The organism is Xanthomonas prunicola (genome assembly GCF_025266575.1).
GTDB lineage: Bacteria > Pseudomonadota > Gammaproteobacteria > Xanthomonadales > Xanthomonadaceae > Xanthomonas > Xanthomonas prunicola.
The window spans coordinates 4,943,541-4,960,524 of sequence record NZ_CP096142.1 but is presented as its reverse complement, the minus strand read 5'-3'; the positions used below and the strand labels follow the sequence as shown (position 1 = coordinate 4,960,524).

Sequence of the window (16,984 nt, the reverse complement as noted above, 5' to 3'; positions counted from 1 at the left end):
TCGACCCTACCGATCGCTATCGTGGCGCAGCTCGCCACCACGCTCGTTCTTAGGGGATCGCCTTGTCGCTCTATCTACTCCCACTGTTCGCACCACTCCTGCTGCTGACCGCCGCTGTCGTCGCCCTGGTTCGCAGCGGCCGCCGCCCAAGCGGGGTTCCCCTCATCGCCGAAGGCGCCGCGCTCGGCGCGTTACTGATCGCGATCGCGTCACTTGCACTCCTGCTGTTGCGAGGCACCGGCAGCAGCCGGTTGATCGGATGGGGCGGTATCGGCCTGTCCGCACGGCTCGACGCGGTCAGCGTGACCATGCTCCTGCTGGTGGCCTTCGTCGGCTGGATCGTCGTGCGGTACGCACGCACCTACCTCGACGGCGAAGCGCGCCAGGGCTACTTCACCGGCTGGCTATGCATCGCGCTCGCAGCGGTCCTGCTGCTGGTGCAAGCAGGCAACCTGGTCCAGGTCGTCACCGCTTGGATCGCCACCAGCATCGCGCTGCATCGCCTGCTGCTGTTCTATCCCGAGCGCGTGGAGGCGCAGCGTGCAGCGCGCAAGAAGCGCCTGTTTTCCACCACGGGCGGCATTGCCCTGACCTGCGCAGCGGTACTGCTCTGGAAAAGCATGGGCACGACCGATATCGCCACGATCAATGCGCTGGCCCGGAGCGGGCAGCACGCATGGGCGCTGGTCGCGGCGGCCGCCCTGCTCTCGCTCGCTGCAGTGCTGAAATCGGCGCAGTTCCCCACTCACGGCTGGCTCACCGAAATGATGGAAGCCCCCACGCCGGTGTCGGCGTTGCTGCACGCCGGGGTGGTCAATGGCGGCGGCTTCCTGCTGATCCGCTTCGCCGACCTGATGCTTGCCGCTCCCGGCGTGCTCGCCGTGCTGGCCATGTTGGGCGGGTTCACCGCATTGTTCGGCGCGCTGGTGATGTTGACCCAACCGGCAGTCAAGACCTCGCTTGCCTGGTCAACGGTCGCGCAGATGGGCTTCATGATGCTCCAGTGCGGTCTCGCGCTGTTCCCGCTGGCATTGCTGCACATCGTCGCGCACTCGCTCTACAAGGCGCATGCCTTCCTGGCGTCTGGTGGAGCGGTTGAGCAGGTCGCAGCCATTCGCCGGCCCGGGCCGGTCGCCGTTCCGAATGGGTCGGCGGTCGGCCGCGCATTTTTGATCGCACTGGCGATCTATCTCGGCATCGGCACGGCCTTCGGGTTCGCCTTCGGCTTCGAGCACAAGTCGCCACAGGCGCTGGCACTGGGCGCGATCCTGATCTTCGGTGTCGCCTACTTGCTGGCCCAGGGCCTTGCCGATGCGGCGCCGCGCCCCCTTACCCGCAAGACGGCGATCTACGCCAGCGCCGCGGCGATCGGCTACTTCGCGCTGCAGACCGCCGCCGAATGGCTGACGGCCGGCGTGCTGCCGGCGACACCGGCGCCGGGACGGCTGGAGTGGACGCTGATGACGCTCGCGGTCCTGAGCTTCGGGCTAGTGGCGGTGGCGCAGGCGCTGTTTCCACTCTGGGCATCGCACCCCGCTGCCGCCGGGCTCCGCGTCCACCTCTCCAATGGGCTGTATGCCAACGCCACGATCGATCGCCTGCTCGGCGGCTGGTCTGTTCGCAAGACCTCCTGACCTCCTCACTGCCAGGCACCCATGCTGATGACCACGACGACCACCACCATGTCTACGTCCCTCTCCCACGATGTGATCATCGCCGCCGCGCAGCGCGCGGCACGCGCCATCCCGCCGCTATGGCCGCTCGCCTCCAGCGTTGCGGTCAACCCCTTCCTCGGCCAGGTCAGCGAGCCGCTGGAAATGGCGGCGGCGCGACTGCGGCGTGCGTCCGGTATCGCCGTCACCATGCCGCGGCCCTGGTATGCAGAGCGGCTACAGTCCGGCGAGATCACCGAAGAAGATCTGCAGGCGGCCTTGCAGAGCGCGCCGGCCGCGCTGCGCCCGCCGAGCGTGTCCGCGCTCCAACACGCCGTCGAGGCCGCTCGCCCTGCCCCACAAGCGATCCCCACGGTCGCCGAGCTCGCTCGCGACGCCGCTGCAGTCGACTGGCCCGGCATCGTCGACGAGCGCACCGGCCACTGGGCCGCCGGCTACTTCGATCAGGGCCAGGCGCTCTGGGCGGTCGGCCAATCCGGCGGTGCTTACAGCACCTGGCGGATCATCGCGACCCACGACCTGACCCCGGAAATCGCCGGCCTTGCAGGTTTCGCACGCTATGTGGCGGATGCGCCCGCCAATGCCGAAGACGCAATCGCCGACTGCGTCGCGCGCCTCGGACTCTCGCAGGACGCGCTGGAGGGTTATTTCCACCGCTTGCTGGCCACGTGGGGCGGCTGGGGTCAGCTTGCCCGGTACCGGCTCTGGCAGGCGGAGTTGAGCGGCCAAACGGATGCATGCGTTACCGATCTGCTCGCCATTCGCCTGCTCTGGGAGGCCGCGCTGCTAGGCAACGGCGGCTCCGCGCTGGTGCCTGGCTGGCACACGGCGATCGCGACTTACGCCGAGCCGGTCGCTGCGTCTTCAGAGGATGTCGTCGATAGCATTCTGCAGGAAGCGGCCGAGCGTGCGACGCAGCGAAAGCTCAACGCCGTGCTGGCCGCACCCTCGTCAGCCCAGCTCTCCCCTGGTCGCTTGAAGTTGCAAATGGCCTTCTGCATCGACGTGCGCTCGGAAGTGTTCCGCCGTGCATTGGAAAGCCTCGATTCCGGTATCACCACGCTCGGCTTCGCAGGGTTCTTCGGCTTCGGCATCGGCCATCGGCGCTTCGCCTCGGACGTGGTCGAAGCGCGACTGCCCGTACTGCTGAACCCGGGGGTGGTCACTTTCGCAGGAGACGCGACGCCGGCTGCGAACGCGGCAGACCTCACCGCGCGGATTGCGGCACGTGCCAAGCGCGCGTGGGGCCGCTTCAAGCTGGCGGCCATTTCCTCTTTCGCCTTCGTCGAAGCCACCGGCCCGATCTACATTGCCAAGCTGCTGCGCGATGGGCTGGCGCTGGCCCGCCATCACGCACCGAACGATCCCGCGCCGCGCCCGACCCATGATCTGGACCTGGACACGCGGTTGAACATGGCTTCGCGCATCCTCAAGGCGATGTCGTTCACCAGCGACTTCGCACGGTTGGTCGTGCTTGCCGGCCATGGCGCCACGGTCGTCAACAACCCACATGCCAGCGCACTGCATTGCGGCGCCTGCGGCGGCTATTCGGGCGAAGTGAACGCGCGGCTACTGGCTTCGCTGCTCAACGACAAAGAAGTGCGCCTCGGTCTTGCCGAGCGCGGCATCGTCATTCCCGCAGACACGCTGTTCCTGGCCGCACTGCACGACACCACGACCGACGCAGTGACGCTCTTCACCAACGACAATCCCTCCCCCGCGCATGCCCAGGATCTTGCCCAAGTGACGCAGTGGCTGGCCGCAGCCGGTGCGCTGGCACGCGGAGAGCGCGCCATACGCCTGCCTCGCGCGCACCGCAGCCAGGACATCGCACATCGCGCCCGCGACTGGGCCGAGATTCGCCCCGAATGGGCGCTTGCAGGATGCCAGGCCTTCATCGCTGCGCCGCGCTCACGCAGCACCGGCCGCGACCTGGCGGGACGGGCCTTCCTCCACGATTACGACTGGCGGTGCGACGAAGGCTTCGGTGTGCTGGAGCTGATCCTGACCGCACCGGTCGTCGTCGCCAGCTGGATCAGCCTGCAATACTACGGATCGACCGTTGCGCCCGAGAGTTTCGGGGCCGGCAACAAGCTGCTGCATAACGTCACCGGCGGCATCGGTGTGGTCGAGGGGAACGGCGGGATCCTTCGCACGGGCTTGCCCTGGCAGTCAGTGCACGACGGCGAACGCCTGACCCACGAACCGCTGCGACTTTCCGTGCTGATCGAGGCACCACCGGAAGCCATCGCCATGATCCTCGAACGGCACCCGCAGGTCCGCGCCCTGTTCGACAATCGGTGGCTGCACCTGTTCGCCCTGGACGACGAAGGCCGCATGGCGCGCCGCTATCTCGGCGACCTGCAATGGGAGACGTGTTTCGGCGATGCGGCCTCAGAGAGCAATCGCACGCCCACCGCTGCGTAAAGCAGCTTCTGGCCGAACTGGCGCCCTCGCTCGGAATGGCGAGGGCGAATCCGCAGATGCGCTAAAACCTCGAAAACAGCCAGCTCAAACCACTGCAAAACCTTCCGATCACAGCAGGCGACCATAGCCGGGCAGTAATCCCACCAGATAAACCTGCGCTTTCTCTCATCATCCAAAAAATATCAACACTTAACTGGCACAAAAATGCCCGCCATGGCCAACGAAGGTGGTTTAGGGTCAGCTTTTTCTCATCCGGGTTTCGGCAATTTTGGCATTCACCTTGTTGTTCAAGGCCAAGCTTTGCAGCATCAATTGCCAGCCCTTCATCAGCAAAGCAATTTGAGAGAAGCAAAATCTGCCTGGATGGACTGGTTATCTCAGACATAGAGGCCCACTTAATCTTTTGCCAGACTCAATGCGAAAATCGACCAGATAATGTGAGATGTAAAATGCAAAAGCCCGCAATGACGCGAGCTTGGATTTTCATGCAACTTACTGCCGGTCCATACCGGACCTGGGGTCACTCCCACTCGATCGTCGCCGGCGGCTTACCCGAAATGTCATAGACCACCCGCGAGACGCCGCGCAGTTCGTTGATGATGCGGTTGCTCACCGTGCCAAGGAAGTCGTACGGCAGGTGCGCCCAGTGCGCGGTCATGAAGTCGATGGTTTCCACCGCGCGCAGCGCGATCACCCATTCGTAAGCGCGCGCGTCGCCGACCACGCCGACCGACTTGACCGGCAGGAACACCGCAAATGCCTGGCTGGTCTTATCGTACAGATCGGCCTTGCGCAGCTCGTCGATGAAAATCGCATCGGCCTTGGCCAGCAGCTCGGCGTACTCGCGCTTCACCTCGCCCAGGATGCGCACGCCCAGGCCTGGGCCGGGGAACGGGTGGCGATACACCATCGTACGTGGCAGGCCCAGTTCCACACCGAGGCGACGCACCTCGTCCTTGAACAATTCGCGCAACGGTTCGACCAGGCCCAGCTTCATGTGTTCCGGCAAGCCGCCCACATTGTGGTGGCTCTTGATCACATGCGCCTTGCCGGTCTTGCTGCCGGCCGACTCGATCACGTCCGGGTAAATCGTGCCCTGCGCCAGCCACTTGGCATTGGCCAGCTTGTTGGATTCTTCGTCGAAGATATCCACGAACAAATTGCCGATGATCTTGCGCTTGGCCTCCGGGTCGCTGACGCCTTCCAACTTTGCGAAATAGCGGTCGGCCGCGTTGACGCGGATCACCTTGACGCCCATGTGCTCGGCGAACATCGCCATCACCTGGTCGCCTTCCTGCCAGCGCAGCAGGCCGGTATCGACGAACACGCAGGTCAGCTTGTCGCCGATCGCTTTGTGCAGCAGCGCCGCAACCACCGATGAATCGACCCCGCCGGACAGGCCCAGGATCACTTCGTCATCGCCCACCTGCGCGCGCACGCGGGCGATCTGGTCGTCGATGATGTTGGCTGCCGTCCACAGCGTCTGACAGCCGCAGACATCGACCACGAAGCGGCGCAGCAAGGTCTGGCCCTGCAAGGTATGCGTCACCTCAGGGTGGAACTGCACGCCGTACCAGCGCTTGTCTTCGTTGGACATCGCCGCGACCGGAATGCGGTCAGTCGTGGCGGTAATGGTGAAGCCTGGCGGCACCTGCGACACGTGGTCGCCATGGCTCATCCACACATTCAGACGCGAAGCGCCGGCGTGATCGGTGAGTCCGGCCAACAACGCATCGGCCGCGACCACGTCCACTTCGGCATGGCCGAATTCGCGCTGATCTGCGGCTTCGGTCGCACCACCCAACTGTGCGGCAAGCGTCTGCATGCCGTAGCAGATCCCGAACACCGGCAAGCCGCTATCGAACACTTGCTGCGGCGCCACCGGTGCGCCTGGCAACGTGGTCGACTCCGGGCCACCGGACAGGATGATGCCCTTGGCACCGAAACCGGCAATCTCCGACGGATCATGATCCCACGCCCAGATCTCGCAATAGACCCCGATCTCGCGGATGCGCCGCGCAATCAGCTGGGTGTACTGCGCGCCGAAATCGAGGATGAGGATCTTGTCGGTATGGATGTTGGTCATTGACAGCCGGGAATCGAGAATCGGGATTGGGGAATCGCAACAGCAAACGCGGCGCCAGCCGCTATCGGGCGAGGAAGCGGCGGGCTCTTGCGATTCCGGTTCGCAATTCCCCACTCCCACGCGCGGGCTCTACCCAGCGCGATAGTTCGGCGGCTCTTTGGTGATCTGCACGTCGTGCACGTGGCTTTCGCGCTGGCCGGCGCCGGTGATCTTGACGAACTTGGGCTTGCTGCGCATGTCTTCGATGGTGGCGCAGCCCACATACCCCATGGTCGCGCGCAGGCCGCCGATGAGCTGATGGATGATGCCGCCGACCGGGCCGCGGTACGGCACGCGGCCTTCGATGCCTTCGGGAACCAGCTTGTCGGCGTCGGAGGCGTCCTGGAAATAGCGGTCCTTGGACCCCTTCTCCATCGCACCCAGGCTGCCCATGCCGCGGTAGCTCTTGTAGCTGCGGCCCTGGAACAGTTCGACTTCGCCCGGTGCTTCTTCGGTACCGGCCAACAGGCCGCCGACCATCACCGTCGACGCACCAGCCACCAGTGCCTTGCCGATATCGCCGGAATAGCGGATGCCGCCATCGGCAATCAACGGAATGCGGTCCTGCAGCGCTTCGGCCACCATGTCCACCGCGGTGATCTGCGGCACGCCCACGCCAGCGACGACTCGCGTGGTGCAGATCGACCCCGGGCCCACGCCAACCTTGACCGCATCGGCGCCGGCATCCATCAACGCCAATGCCGCATCGCCGGTGACGATGTTGCCGCCGATCACCTGCAACTGCGGGTAAGTCTTCTTGACCCACGCCACGCGATCGATCACGCCTTGCGAATGGCCATGCGCGGTATCGACAATCACCACGTCCACGCCGGCTGCGGCAAGCAACTCGATGCGCTGTTCGGTATCGCCGCCCACACCCACCGCCGCGCCCACCAGCAAGCGCTTGGCGCTGTCCTTGGCGGCATTCGGGTTGTCGGTCTTCTTCTGGATATCCTTGACCGTGATCAGGCCGCGCAGCTCGAAGCTGTCGTTGACCACCAGGACCTTTTCGATGCGGTTGCGATGCAGCAGCTCGAGCACTTCCTCATCGCTGGCGCCTTCGCGCACGGTGATCAGGCGGTCTTTCTTGGTCATGATGTGACGGACCGGATCGTCGAGCTTCTTTTCGAAGCGCATGTCGCGGCTGGTGACGATGCCCACCAGTTCGCTGCCATCCACCACCGGCACGCCAGAGATGTTGCGCGCGCGGGTCAGCGCCAGCACTTCGCCGATGGTCGTGTCCGGGCTGACGGTGAACGGCTCGGTGATCACGCCGGATTCGAATTTCTTGACCCGCGCCACTTCGCCCGCCTGCTGCTGCGGGGTCAGGTTCTTGTGGATGATGCCGATGCCGCCCAACTGCGCCATGGCCACCGCAAGGCGGTGTTCGGTCACGGTGTCCATTGCCGCCGAGAGAATCGGCAGTTTCAGGCGCAGGTCGCGCGTCAGCCGGGTTTCCAGGCTGACGTCCTTGGGCAGGACGATCGAATGAGCGGGGACGAGCGAAACGTCGTCGTAGGTGAGAGCTTCAGCCTGGATGCGGAGCATCGGCGGACCCGAGTTTGGGGAAGCGCGGCATTTTACCCTGAAAGGCTTCACGAAGACACCACGCAGCCGCAATGCTGCGTTACGCACGCGCCTCAGCGGGCGGCGTCAGCTGCTTCCAGCGTGTTCTGCATCAGCGTTGCGACCGTCATCGGCCCTACCCCGCCTGGCACCGGGGTGATCCAGGCCGCGCGCTGCACGGCTGCGTCGAAGCCGACGTCGCCCACCAGACGGCCGTCATCGAGCCGATTGATGCCGACATCGATCACCACCGCACCCGGCTTGACCCAGTCGCCCGGAATCAGCCCCGGGCGCCCCACCGCCACCACCAGAATGTCGGCATTGCGCACGCTGGCTTCCAGCACATCGGGCGGAGTGAACTTGTGGCAGCTGGTGACGGTGCAACCGGCAATCAGCAACTCCAGCCCCATCGGCCGGCCGACATGATTGCTCACGCCCACGATGGTGGCATTGCGGCCACGCACCGGCTGGTCGGTGTGACCGAGCAAGGTCACGATGCCGCGCGGCGTGCACGGGCGCAGCCCGAATTCGCGCAGGGCCAGATGCCCGACATTCTGCGGATGGAACCCGTCCACGTCCTTGCGCGGGTCAATGCGCTGAATCAGCCGGTTGGCATCGGGAATGCCCGGCAGCGGCAGCTGAATCAGGATGCCGTGGATCTTGGGGTCAGCATTGAGCTGATCGATCAGCGCCGCCAGCTCGGCTTCGCTGGTGCCCTGCGGCAGGTCGTAATCGAAGGCCTCGATGCCGACCTTCTCCGCCGCGCGCCGCTTGTTGCGCACGTACACCGACGATGCCGGATCGCCACCGACCAGCACCACCGCCAGCCCAGGCCGCGCCTTGCCGGCTGCCAGCCGCGCATCCACGCGCAGCTTCAGCCCGTCAAGCAATTCCTCGGCAATACGGCGACCATCGAGAAGGCGGGCCGAAGCGGAGGCAGCTGGCGCGGAAGCGGTCATGGGGCGTCAGGTGTAGAGTCGAAGGCCGTCTATTGTCCTCGATTCCGTCATGACCGACACCACCTCACGCACCGATTCGAGCACCACTTCCATTGAAGCGGCAGCATTTCGCCGCCTGTTGCAGCACCTCAACCAGGACCGCACCGATGTGCAGAACATCGACCTGATGATCCTCGCCGGCTTTTGCCGCAACTGCCTGGGCGACTGGTACCGCGAAGCGGCAGAAGCGCAAGGCCAGAGCATGAGTAAGGAACAGGCGCGCGAAGCGGTCTACGGCATGCCATTTGCCGAGTGGAAACAACAGCATCAAAAAGAGGCCACGCCTGAGCAGCTGGACGCCTTCGCCGCCGCCCAGCGCAAGCATGGCTGAGGCAGGCATGAGTGAACGCCGGCATCAACACCTGGCGGGCAGTCGTCAGGCGATGTGGACGGCGCGCACGAACCGGTGCGTACAAGGCAGACATGCGGCTGCAGAGCACCGCGCCCGGCCCGGCAACTGCACAGGCGTGCTGTTTACTGCATTTAGTCGCGACTTGCTGTCTCCGCCTCTTCGGCCTGCGGCACCGCATCGGGATTGAGCGTGCGGCTGCCGCGACGCGGCCGCGTGAACGGTGTGGGTCGCGGCGTCGCTGGCGTGATATTGCCGTACATCAGCCTGGCTCCGGCGCGTGCATCGCCGGCAGCGATCTCCAATTCGAAACGCTCGGCATCGCGCCGGCGGATCTGGCGGGAAATCATGCCGGCTTCGTCCTCGTCCACCCCCAACTCCTCCAGCGCGACCCTGCCGAAGATCACGGCCGACTCGAACGTCTCGCGGATCTGGTAATCCACGCCCGCAGCGACCAACTGCAGCGAATGCTGGCGGTCGTAAGAGCGCACCAGCAGCTTGGCATGCGGAAACTCGCGCGTTGCCAGTTCGACGATGCGATTGGCCGCCTCTTGGTTGTCGACGCACACCGCAATCGCACGTGCGCTGTGCGCGCCGGAGGCATGCAACACGTCCAGTCGGGTGCCGTCGCCGTAGTAGATCTTGAAGCCGAACTCTTCGGCGCTCTGGATCATCTCGATGTCGTTGTCGATGATGGTCACATCCACATCGCGCGCCAGTAGCGATTGACTGGCCACCTGCCCGAAGCGCCCGAAGCCGATGATCAACACGCTGCCGGTCTGCCCACTGGCCTCTTCCACGCCATCGAGCGAGATCGCCGCAGCCGGCATCAGCCGCCGCTGCAGCAGCACGAACAACGGCGTCAACGCCATCGACAACACCACGATGGCGGTCAGGCTGGCATTGACCTGCGCATCGATGACGCCCGATGCCGAGGCGGCGGCAAACAGCACGAATGCGAACTCGCCACCCTGCGCCATCAGCACGCCACGATCCAGCGCCTGGCGATGGTCGCTGCGCATCAACCGCGCCACTGCGTAGATGCATGCGCCCTTGCCCACCATCAAGGCCAGCACGCCGGCCACGATCAAGCGCCAATCGGCCGCGACCACGCGCAGATCCAGGCTCATGCCGACACCCAGAAAAAATAGTCCTAGCAGGATGCCGCGAAAGGGCTCGATATCCGCTTCGATCTGATGCCGGAACGTGGACCCGGACAACAGCACGCCGGCCAGGAATGCGCCCATCGCCATCGACAGCCCGCCCACCTGCATCAACAGTGCCGCGCCCAACACCACCAACAATGCTGCTGCCGTCATCACCTCGCGCGCCTTGGACGCGGCAAGGACGCGGAACAATGGATTGAGCAGCCAACGCCCGGCCACCAGCAGGCCGACGATGCAGGCCAGACCGATGCCGATGCCCTGCCAGCGCTGCGACGCGGCCTGCGGATCGCCGTTGGACCCCATCCAGGCAACGATCGCCAGCAACGGCACGATCAACAGATCTTCGAACAGCAGAATCGCCACGATCTTTTGCCCCGGCGGCAAGGCGACGTCACCGCGCTCGGCCAACAGCTGCATCACCACTGCGGTGGAGGTCAGCACAAAACCTGACGCCGCCACGAAGGCCACCGGTGGCGCAAAGCCCAGAAGGATGCCGATGCCTGTCAACACCAGCGCGCAGACCGCGATCTGCAGCGTGCCCAGCCCGAAGATTTCCTTGCGCAGGCTCCACAGGTGCGATGGCCGCATTTCCAGCCCGATCACGAACAGGAACATCACCACGCCCAACTCGGCCACGTGCAGGATGGCCTGGGGTTCGTTGAACAGACCGAACCCGAACGGACCAATCGCCAGCCCCGCCGCCAGATAACCCAGCACCGAGCCCAGGCCCAATCGGCGAAACAACGGGATCGCAACGACAGCAGCGCCCAACAGGACCACCACGTTGATCAGTTCACTGGATTCGGCAGGCTGGCTCATGCCCGGATTCTAGCGACACTCACGCCACATCGGCCTGCACCTGGGTGCGCATCTGCGCGGCGCTTGGCCTTGCGATACCGAGCTCTGCCAGCGCAGTTGCATCGGACGGCAAGCCCCTAAACGACGAACGACGCCAGCTGGCGTCGTTCGTGGAGACAGCGATCAGGCAGCAATCAGCCGCGCGCGTCAGCCTGGGCCAATGCATTGCGCAGGATTTCCTTCGCTGGGCCGCCATGCTTTTCGTGCTCAAGCGCGAAATGCACCGTGGCTTCGATCAGGCCGATATGCGCGCCGCAATCGAAGCGCCGGCCTTCGAAGCGGAATGCATCGACCTGCTCTTTCTTCAGCAGCTCGGCAATCGCATCGGTCAACTGGATCTCGCCGCCCGCGCCTACACCGGTCGCCTCAAGAAATTCGAAGATCTTGGGGCTCAGCACGTAACGACCGACCACTGCCAGGTTGCTCGGCGCCACTTCCGGCTTGGGCTTCTCGACGATCGCATTGATGCGGCCCTTACGGCCATCAAATGCGTCGGTAGAGACGATGCCGTAGCTGGCCGTCTTTTCGTGCGGCACATCTTCCACGGCAATGACGCTGCCACCGGAGGCTTCTGCCACGTCGGCCATCTGGGTCAGCGCAGCATCGCCGCGGTTCCACATCAGATCGTCCGGCAGCAGCACCGCGAACGGTTCGTCACCGACCACAGCCTTGGCACACAACACCGCATGGCCCAGGCCGAGCGCTTCTGCCTGCGTCACAAAAATGGCGCGAACGCCCTCTGGCAATGCATGGCGCACCAGCTCCAGCTGTTCCAACTTGCCTGCACGCTCAAGCTTTTGCTCCAGCTCATAGGCCTTGTCGAAGTAATCGGCAATGGAGTGCTTGTAGCGGTTGGTCACGAAGATCAGCGTATCGCAACCAGCCTGGATGGCTTCGTCGACGGCGTACTGAATCAATGGCTTGTCGATGATTGGCAGCATTTCTTTCGGCACTGTCTTGGTTGCCGGAAGAAAGCGGGTTCCAAGACCTGCGACGGGAAATACTGCCTTGCGAATACGCTGGCTCATTACAGTCTTCTGACCTCACGTGCGGGGAATGGGACGACCGTATCAGATCGCGCGTCGACTTTCCGTCGAGCAGCCGCGAAATCCGGCATCAAACTGCCCAGCACGGTCTCCATTGCTTTGATGTCATAGCGGTTAACGGCCTCGCGCAAGCGCGTCACCAGCTGCAGCACTTGCTCATGCGAGAACTCGCGCACACCGGCTTCGAGAATCTTGGGATGCGCAGTGGGACGATAGTCTTCGTCGGAATAGAACAGCGTCTCGTGCAGCTTCTCGCCTGGACGCAAGCCGGTATAGAGAATTGCCACGTCCTTGCCCGGCTGCTTGCCGGCCAGACGGATCATCTGCTCGGCCAGCAGGCGAATCGGCACAGGCTCGCCCATGTCCAGCGTGTAGATCGCACCATGGGATGCAGAGGCCGCCGCCTGAATCACCAGCTGGCAGGCTTCGGGAATGGTCATGAAGTAACGCGTCACATCCGGATGCGTCACCGTCACTGGGCCGCCCTGACGGATCTGTTCGCGGAACAAAGGCACCACGCTGCCGGCCGAATCCAGCACATTACCGAAGCGCACGGTGATGAAGCGCGTCGGCGCATCGCGCGCGTCAAGGCTCTGGCAGATCATTTCTGCATAGCGCTTGCTTGCGCCCAGCACGTTGACCGGCTCCACCGCTTTGTCGGTGGAAATGAAGACGAAGGTTTCGATGCGTGCACGCTGGCAGGCCCGCGCCACGTTCTCGGTTGCCAGCACGTTGTTGCGCACCGCTTCGCGCAGTTGCTCTTCCAGCAAGGGCACCTGCTTGTAAGCGGCCGCATGGAATACCGCATCCGGGGTCGCGGTGTTGAGCGCATGCGCCACCACCGCCGGGTCGCCGCAATCGCCCAACACGCGCACGACTTCGATATCCGGGAACAGCCTGCGCAGATCAGAATCGATGGTCAGCAGTGCCAACTCGTCGATCTCCAGCAGCACGATCCGGCGCGCCCCGTGGCGCGCGCACTGGCGGCAGACTTCAGAGCCGATTGAGCCGCCGGCGCCGGTCACCATCACGGTCTTGTTTGTCAGCCAGTCGCGGATCAGGCGCCAGTCGGGCGTAACCGGCTTGCGGTTGAGCAGGTCCTCGATTGCGACCTCCTTCAACTCGCCCGGCAACGAGCGCCCTTCCAGCACGTTGATCAGCTTGGGCACCATGCGGAACGGCAGGCCGGTGCTTTCGCAGATCGCCACCACGCGCTGCATGCCGGAGGCGTCCAGCGATGGAATCGCGATGACCAGCAACTTGGCGGCGGTCTCCTTGGCAATCGCCGCAGCTTGATCCAGATTGCCCAGGACATTGAGACCCTGGATCTTGGCGCCATGCAGGTTGGTGGCGTCGTCCAGATAACCAATCGGCACAAACGCGCCGGTACGGCGCAGATCGCGCACCAAACCTTCGGCAGCGCGCCCTGCGCCGAGGATCAGCACGCGCTGCCCGGCGTCACCGGAATGCGCGATCTGGTAGTCCTTCCAGGCACGATATAGCAGACGTGGCGTGCCCAGCATGGCTGACAATGCGAACGGATACACCACCAGCACCGACAACGGCACGCCATCCAGGCGGTCATAAGACAGCGCCAGCACGATCGCGACCAGGCCGAGGAAACTCGACTTGAAGATGTTCCATAGGTCCGGCACCGAGGCGAAGCGCCACAGTCCGCGGTACAACCCCATCTTCCAGAACACCACCCCCTGCGCCACCAGGACCACTCCGGTACGCCAGTCCCACAGCGGCAGATCCGGCGCATCGCGCAACATGGAGTAGCGGCCGGCGTGCAATAGCTGCCAGCACACCCACACCATCAACAGGTCGTGTACGACGACCGCTATCTGCGGCAGGGCCTTTGTCAAACGGTCACGCCAGGAAATCATAAAAATCCATTACTCAGGAATTGCGCAGTCCATCGCGCAGAAAATGCCAGATTGCAGTGGCGCCGATGCCCCAAACCAGAGCTCCACACACCTGCTGCCAAAATGCATCATGACGGATTAACACGTACAAGCAGACGGCAGCGACGCTGAAAGCAAAATAAATGCCGGTTACCGGAACGTGCGTCGCAAGCCGACGCGCCAGACGCTGATAGACGTGCTGGGCATGCGGCTCCCACCAGCGCTGCCCTGCGAGCATGCGAGCAAGCAGTGTGAAGCCGGCGTCTACAAGAAAGGCCGTCAGCGGCAGCCAACTGATCCACCAGCTCACCTGACCACTCGCCACGTTCAGTGCCAGCAACGCTGCCAACATATAGCCGAGCGCACCGCTGCCGCCATCGCCCATGAAGATGCGCGCGCGCGGAAAATTGAACGGGACAAACCCCAGGCACGATGCCGAAGCTGCCAGCCCAACCCACGACCACCCAGCCGGCGCCACCAGCGAAAATCCGAAGGCGGCCAACGCCGCCTGGCTGCTCGCCAGACCGTTGATGCCATCCATGAAATTCCAGACGTTGATCAACACCACCGACGCCGCTGCAGTCAGCACCCCATCCCACCCGTTGCCGGTGTAATGGCAAACCAAGGCGCCCAACGAGGCCGATGCGGCCAGGTGGATCGCAAACCGCAGCCTGGCCGAGAGCGGACGATGGTCATCCCACCAGCCCACACCCGCCACTGCAACCAATCCCGCTGCAAACCAGCCGAGCGTCAAGCGCGCCGCTGGCCACAGCACACTTGCCGCGACGCAACCCAGCAAGATTGCCGCCACGATCGCCATGCCGCCGCCACGCGGCGTCGCCACCACGTGGCTACGCCGTTCACCGGGATGATCGAGCAAGCGGCGGTGTAAGGCATAACGCCGCAACAGCCAAGTCCCCAGCGCCGCGACCAGCAGGTGCAGCACGCACCATAGCCACACCATCAGACCACCGCGTAGTTCAACAGCGGCTTGACCGTACCCCATTCCTTGCAGCTCGGGCATTGCCAGTGATGCGTCTTGGCCCCGAAGCCGCAGCGGGTGCACCGATAGCTCGGATTGCGCACCAGCAGCTGGTCGGTGATGTGCTTGAGGTCCTGCAGTGTCCCGACCGGGTCGCTTCCCTCGGCAAGGGTAAGGTCGATCAACGCCGACTCGCCACGCACCGACGGGCGATCCTTGAGCTGGCGGCCCAGGTAGGCCAACGCAGGCGCCACACCATCCTGGGCTTCCATCAACTGGGTCAGCGCCAGCACCGGCGCGATGCCGCGATAGTGCTCGGTCATCTCCGAGAGGAAGTTGCGCGCACCCGCGATATCGCCGACCCGCCGATACGCAGCCATCAACGCAGGAATGATCTCCGGCAGGTATTCCGGATCATGCCGGGCCGCACGTTCGAATGCGCGCACCGCCGCTTCGTCGTGACCGCGCTCGGCTTCGATGCGCCCTTCCAGAATGCCGGCGCGCACGGAGGTGCCATCGGCCTGATAGGCACGCGCAATCGCCTGCAGTGCGTCGTCGGTCTTGCCCAGGCCACGATTGCGGTCGGCCAGTTCGCATTCGAATTGCGAGATCAGCTTGCCCATGGGCTCGCCGGTCACTTCTTCGTAGCGGGTGGCGTTGTCGATTGCCTTTTCCCAATCGCGCTCGGCCTGGTAGATGCCGATCAGGTGGCGCAGTGCCTGTGGTGCACGCTGGTCGAGCTGCGCCAATTCGGTGAACACCGTTTCGGCACGATCCAGCAGGCCGGACTTCATGTAGTCCTCGCCGAGGGCCAGCAACGCCTGGACGCGCTGCTGATCAGTCAAATCGCCACGCTGCACCAGGCCCTGGTGCAAGCGGATCGCACGGTCCACTTCACCGCGGCGACGGAACAGATGCCCCAACGCGACCTGGGTCTCGAAGGTCTCCTTGTCCAGTTCGGCGATATGCAGGAACAGCTCGATCGCCTTGTCCGGCTGCTCGTTGAGCAGATAGTTCAAGCCGCGGAAATAGGTACTGGAAAGACGACTGACCTGCGTGTCGCCATGGCGTTGGCCACCGCGACGACCGACGATCCAGCCGCCCAGCGCAGCCAATGGCACAAACAGAAAGAACCAGATCCACTCGGTCAGAAAGTCCATACGTCCTTACAGTCCATCGATGGGGCGCGACTCGACGGCGGCAGGCGTGACAGCCCTGGCGTCGGCGCGACTGACCGCAACAGCCTTGTTGGCCTGGCGCAGTTTGGAATAGAGGGGAATGACCACACTGACCAGCACCATGCCGGCACCGATCAACACACCGACCAGCAGCGCGACGATGATCGCGACACCGGAACTGGTATGCACGCTGGAGAACAGGAAATCGAGCGTGATGTCCTGGGAATTGACAGCACCGATGATCAGACCGACCAACAGGAAGGCCAACATCACCAGCAAGCGAAGCACCTTCATGGCGAGACTCCGTCGGGAAGCGGGCTAGCTTAACCGAGACGACATACACACAGCGCCAGAACGGACTTCAGTCCGTCGTATCGGACATATCGACAGGCACCACGGAGCTGACGCGCTCACGCAATTCCTTGCCCGGCTTGAAGTGGGGAACATGCTTGCCCGGCAATGCAACCGATTCGCCGGTCTTGGGATTACGCCCCAGACGTGGCGGGCGGTAATGCAGCGAAAAACTGCCGAACCCGCGAATTTCGATCCGATCACCATCGGAGAGCGCCTGCCCCATCATTTCCAGCAGCGACTTGACTGCCAGATCCACGTCGTCCGACTTCAGATGCGCTTGGCGTCGCGCCAGGATTTCAATCAATTCGGACTTGGTCATGGGAAGACTTGCTTTTTTCGACTGACACATCGGAAT

14 protein-coding genes are annotated in these 16,984 nt (G+C 63.9%); 3 read left to right on the top strand and 11 right to left on the bottom strand.

Annotation, left to right across the window (positions count from 1 at the left end):
* Nucleotides 1-62: 62 nt before the first annotated feature.
* The gene (locus M0D43_RS21160; protein ID WP_260807582.1) at nucleotides 63-1,634 is read left to right on the top strand and encodes a proton-conducting transporter transmembrane domain-containing protein; all 1,572 of its coding nucleotides are present in this window, start codon (nucleotides 63-65) and stop codon (nucleotides 1,632-1,634) included.
* Between the two features lie 21 nt (nucleotides 1,635-1,655).
* Nucleotides 1,656-4,100, top strand: a complete 2,445-nt coding sequence (locus M0D43_RS21155) for a YbcC family protein (RefSeq protein WP_252162899.1) — start codon at nucleotides 1,656-1,658, stop codon at nucleotides 4,098-4,100.
* A 61-nt stretch (nucleotides 4,101-4,161) separates the two neighbouring features.
* Here the strand turns inward: M0D43_RS21155 and M0D43_RS21150 are convergent, their stop codons facing one another.
* The 4 genes from M0D43_RS21150 to folD form a co-directional block, all read right to left on the bottom strand.
* Entirely contained in the window at nucleotides 4,162-4,485 is a 324-nt protein-coding gene (locus M0D43_RS21150; RefSeq protein ID WP_252162898.1) for a hypothetical protein, read from the bottom strand.
* Nucleotides 4,486-4,620: 135 nt separating this feature from the next.
* Nucleotides 4,621-6,186 carry a glutamine-hydrolyzing GMP synthase gene (gene guaA / locus M0D43_RS21145; RefSeq protein ID WP_252162897.1) on the bottom strand — a complete coding sequence of 522 codons (1,566 nt, stop codon included), beginning with the start codon at nucleotides 6,184-6,186 and terminating at the stop codon, nucleotides 4,621-4,623.
* Between the two features lie 129 nt (nucleotides 6,187-6,315).
* Entirely contained in the window at nucleotides 6,316-7,773 is a 1,458-nt protein-coding gene (gene guaB, locus M0D43_RS21140) for an IMP dehydrogenase (protein WP_039434802.1), read from the bottom strand.
* Between the two features lie 92 nt (nucleotides 7,774-7,865).
* The gene (folD, locus tag M0D43_RS21135) at nucleotides 7,866-8,750 is read right to left on the bottom strand and encodes a bifunctional methylenetetrahydrofolate dehydrogenase/methenyltetrahydrofolate cyclohydrolase FolD (RefSeq protein WP_252162896.1); all 885 of its coding nucleotides are present in this window, start codon (nucleotides 8,748-8,750) and stop codon (nucleotides 7,866-7,868) included.
* A gap of 49 nt (nucleotides 8,751-8,799) precedes the next feature.
* On the opposite strand from folD, the gene M0D43_RS21130 reads away from it, so the two are divergent.
* Nucleotides 8,800-9,120: a DUF1244 domain-containing protein gene (locus tag M0D43_RS21130; protein WP_252162895.1), complete on the top strand. Its 321-nt coding sequence runs from the start codon at nucleotides 8,800-8,802 to the stop codon at nucleotides 9,118-9,120.
* A gap of 152 nt (nucleotides 9,121-9,272) precedes the next feature.
* On the opposite strand, the gene M0D43_RS21125 is transcribed toward M0D43_RS21130, so the two are convergent.
* The 7 genes from M0D43_RS21125 to M0D43_RS21095 form a co-directional block, all read right to left on the bottom strand.
* Nucleotides 9,273-11,123, bottom strand: coding sequence for a monovalent cation:proton antiporter-2 (CPA2) family protein (locus M0D43_RS21125; protein WP_252162894.1), 1,851 nt, complete (start codon nucleotides 11,121-11,123; stop codon nucleotides 9,273-9,275).
* A gap of 173 nt (nucleotides 11,124-11,296) precedes the next feature.
* Nucleotides 11,297-12,190, bottom strand: a complete 894-nt coding sequence (gene galU, locus M0D43_RS21120; protein WP_252162893.1) for a UTP--glucose-1-phosphate uridylyltransferase GalU — start codon at nucleotides 12,188-12,190, stop codon at nucleotides 11,297-11,299.
* Nucleotides 12,190-14,097: a polysaccharide biosynthesis protein gene (locus M0D43_RS21115; RefSeq protein WP_252162892.1), complete on the bottom strand. Its 1,908-nt coding sequence runs from the start codon at nucleotides 14,095-14,097 to the stop codon at nucleotides 12,190-12,192. The genes galU and M0D43_RS21115 overlap by 1 nt, the downstream gene beginning before the upstream one ends.
* A 13-nt stretch (nucleotides 14,098-14,110) precedes the next feature.
* Nucleotides 14,111-15,079, bottom strand: a complete 969-nt coding sequence (locus M0D43_RS21110) for an MraY family glycosyltransferase (protein WP_252165143.1) — start codon at nucleotides 15,077-15,079, stop codon at nucleotides 14,111-14,113.
* Nucleotides 15,079-16,257 (bottom strand): lipopolysaccharide assembly protein LapB, encoded by a 1,179-nt coding sequence (gene lapB, locus M0D43_RS21105; protein ID WP_101363928.1) that lies wholly within the window; start codon nucleotides 16,255-16,257, stop codon nucleotides 15,079-15,081. Before lapB ends, M0D43_RS21110 begins: the two co-directional genes overlap by 1 nt.
* 6 nt (nucleotides 16,258-16,263) lie before the next feature.
* Entirely contained in the window at nucleotides 16,264-16,569 is a 306-nt protein-coding gene (locus M0D43_RS21100) for a lipopolysaccharide assembly protein LapA domain-containing protein (protein WP_252162891.1), read from the bottom strand.
* Between the two features lie 67 nt (nucleotides 16,570-16,636).
* Entirely contained in the window at nucleotides 16,637-16,948 is a 312-nt protein-coding gene (locus M0D43_RS21095) for an integration host factor subunit beta (protein ID WP_011408447.1), read from the bottom strand.
* Between the last annotated feature and the right edge of the window lie 36 nt (nucleotides 16,949-16,984).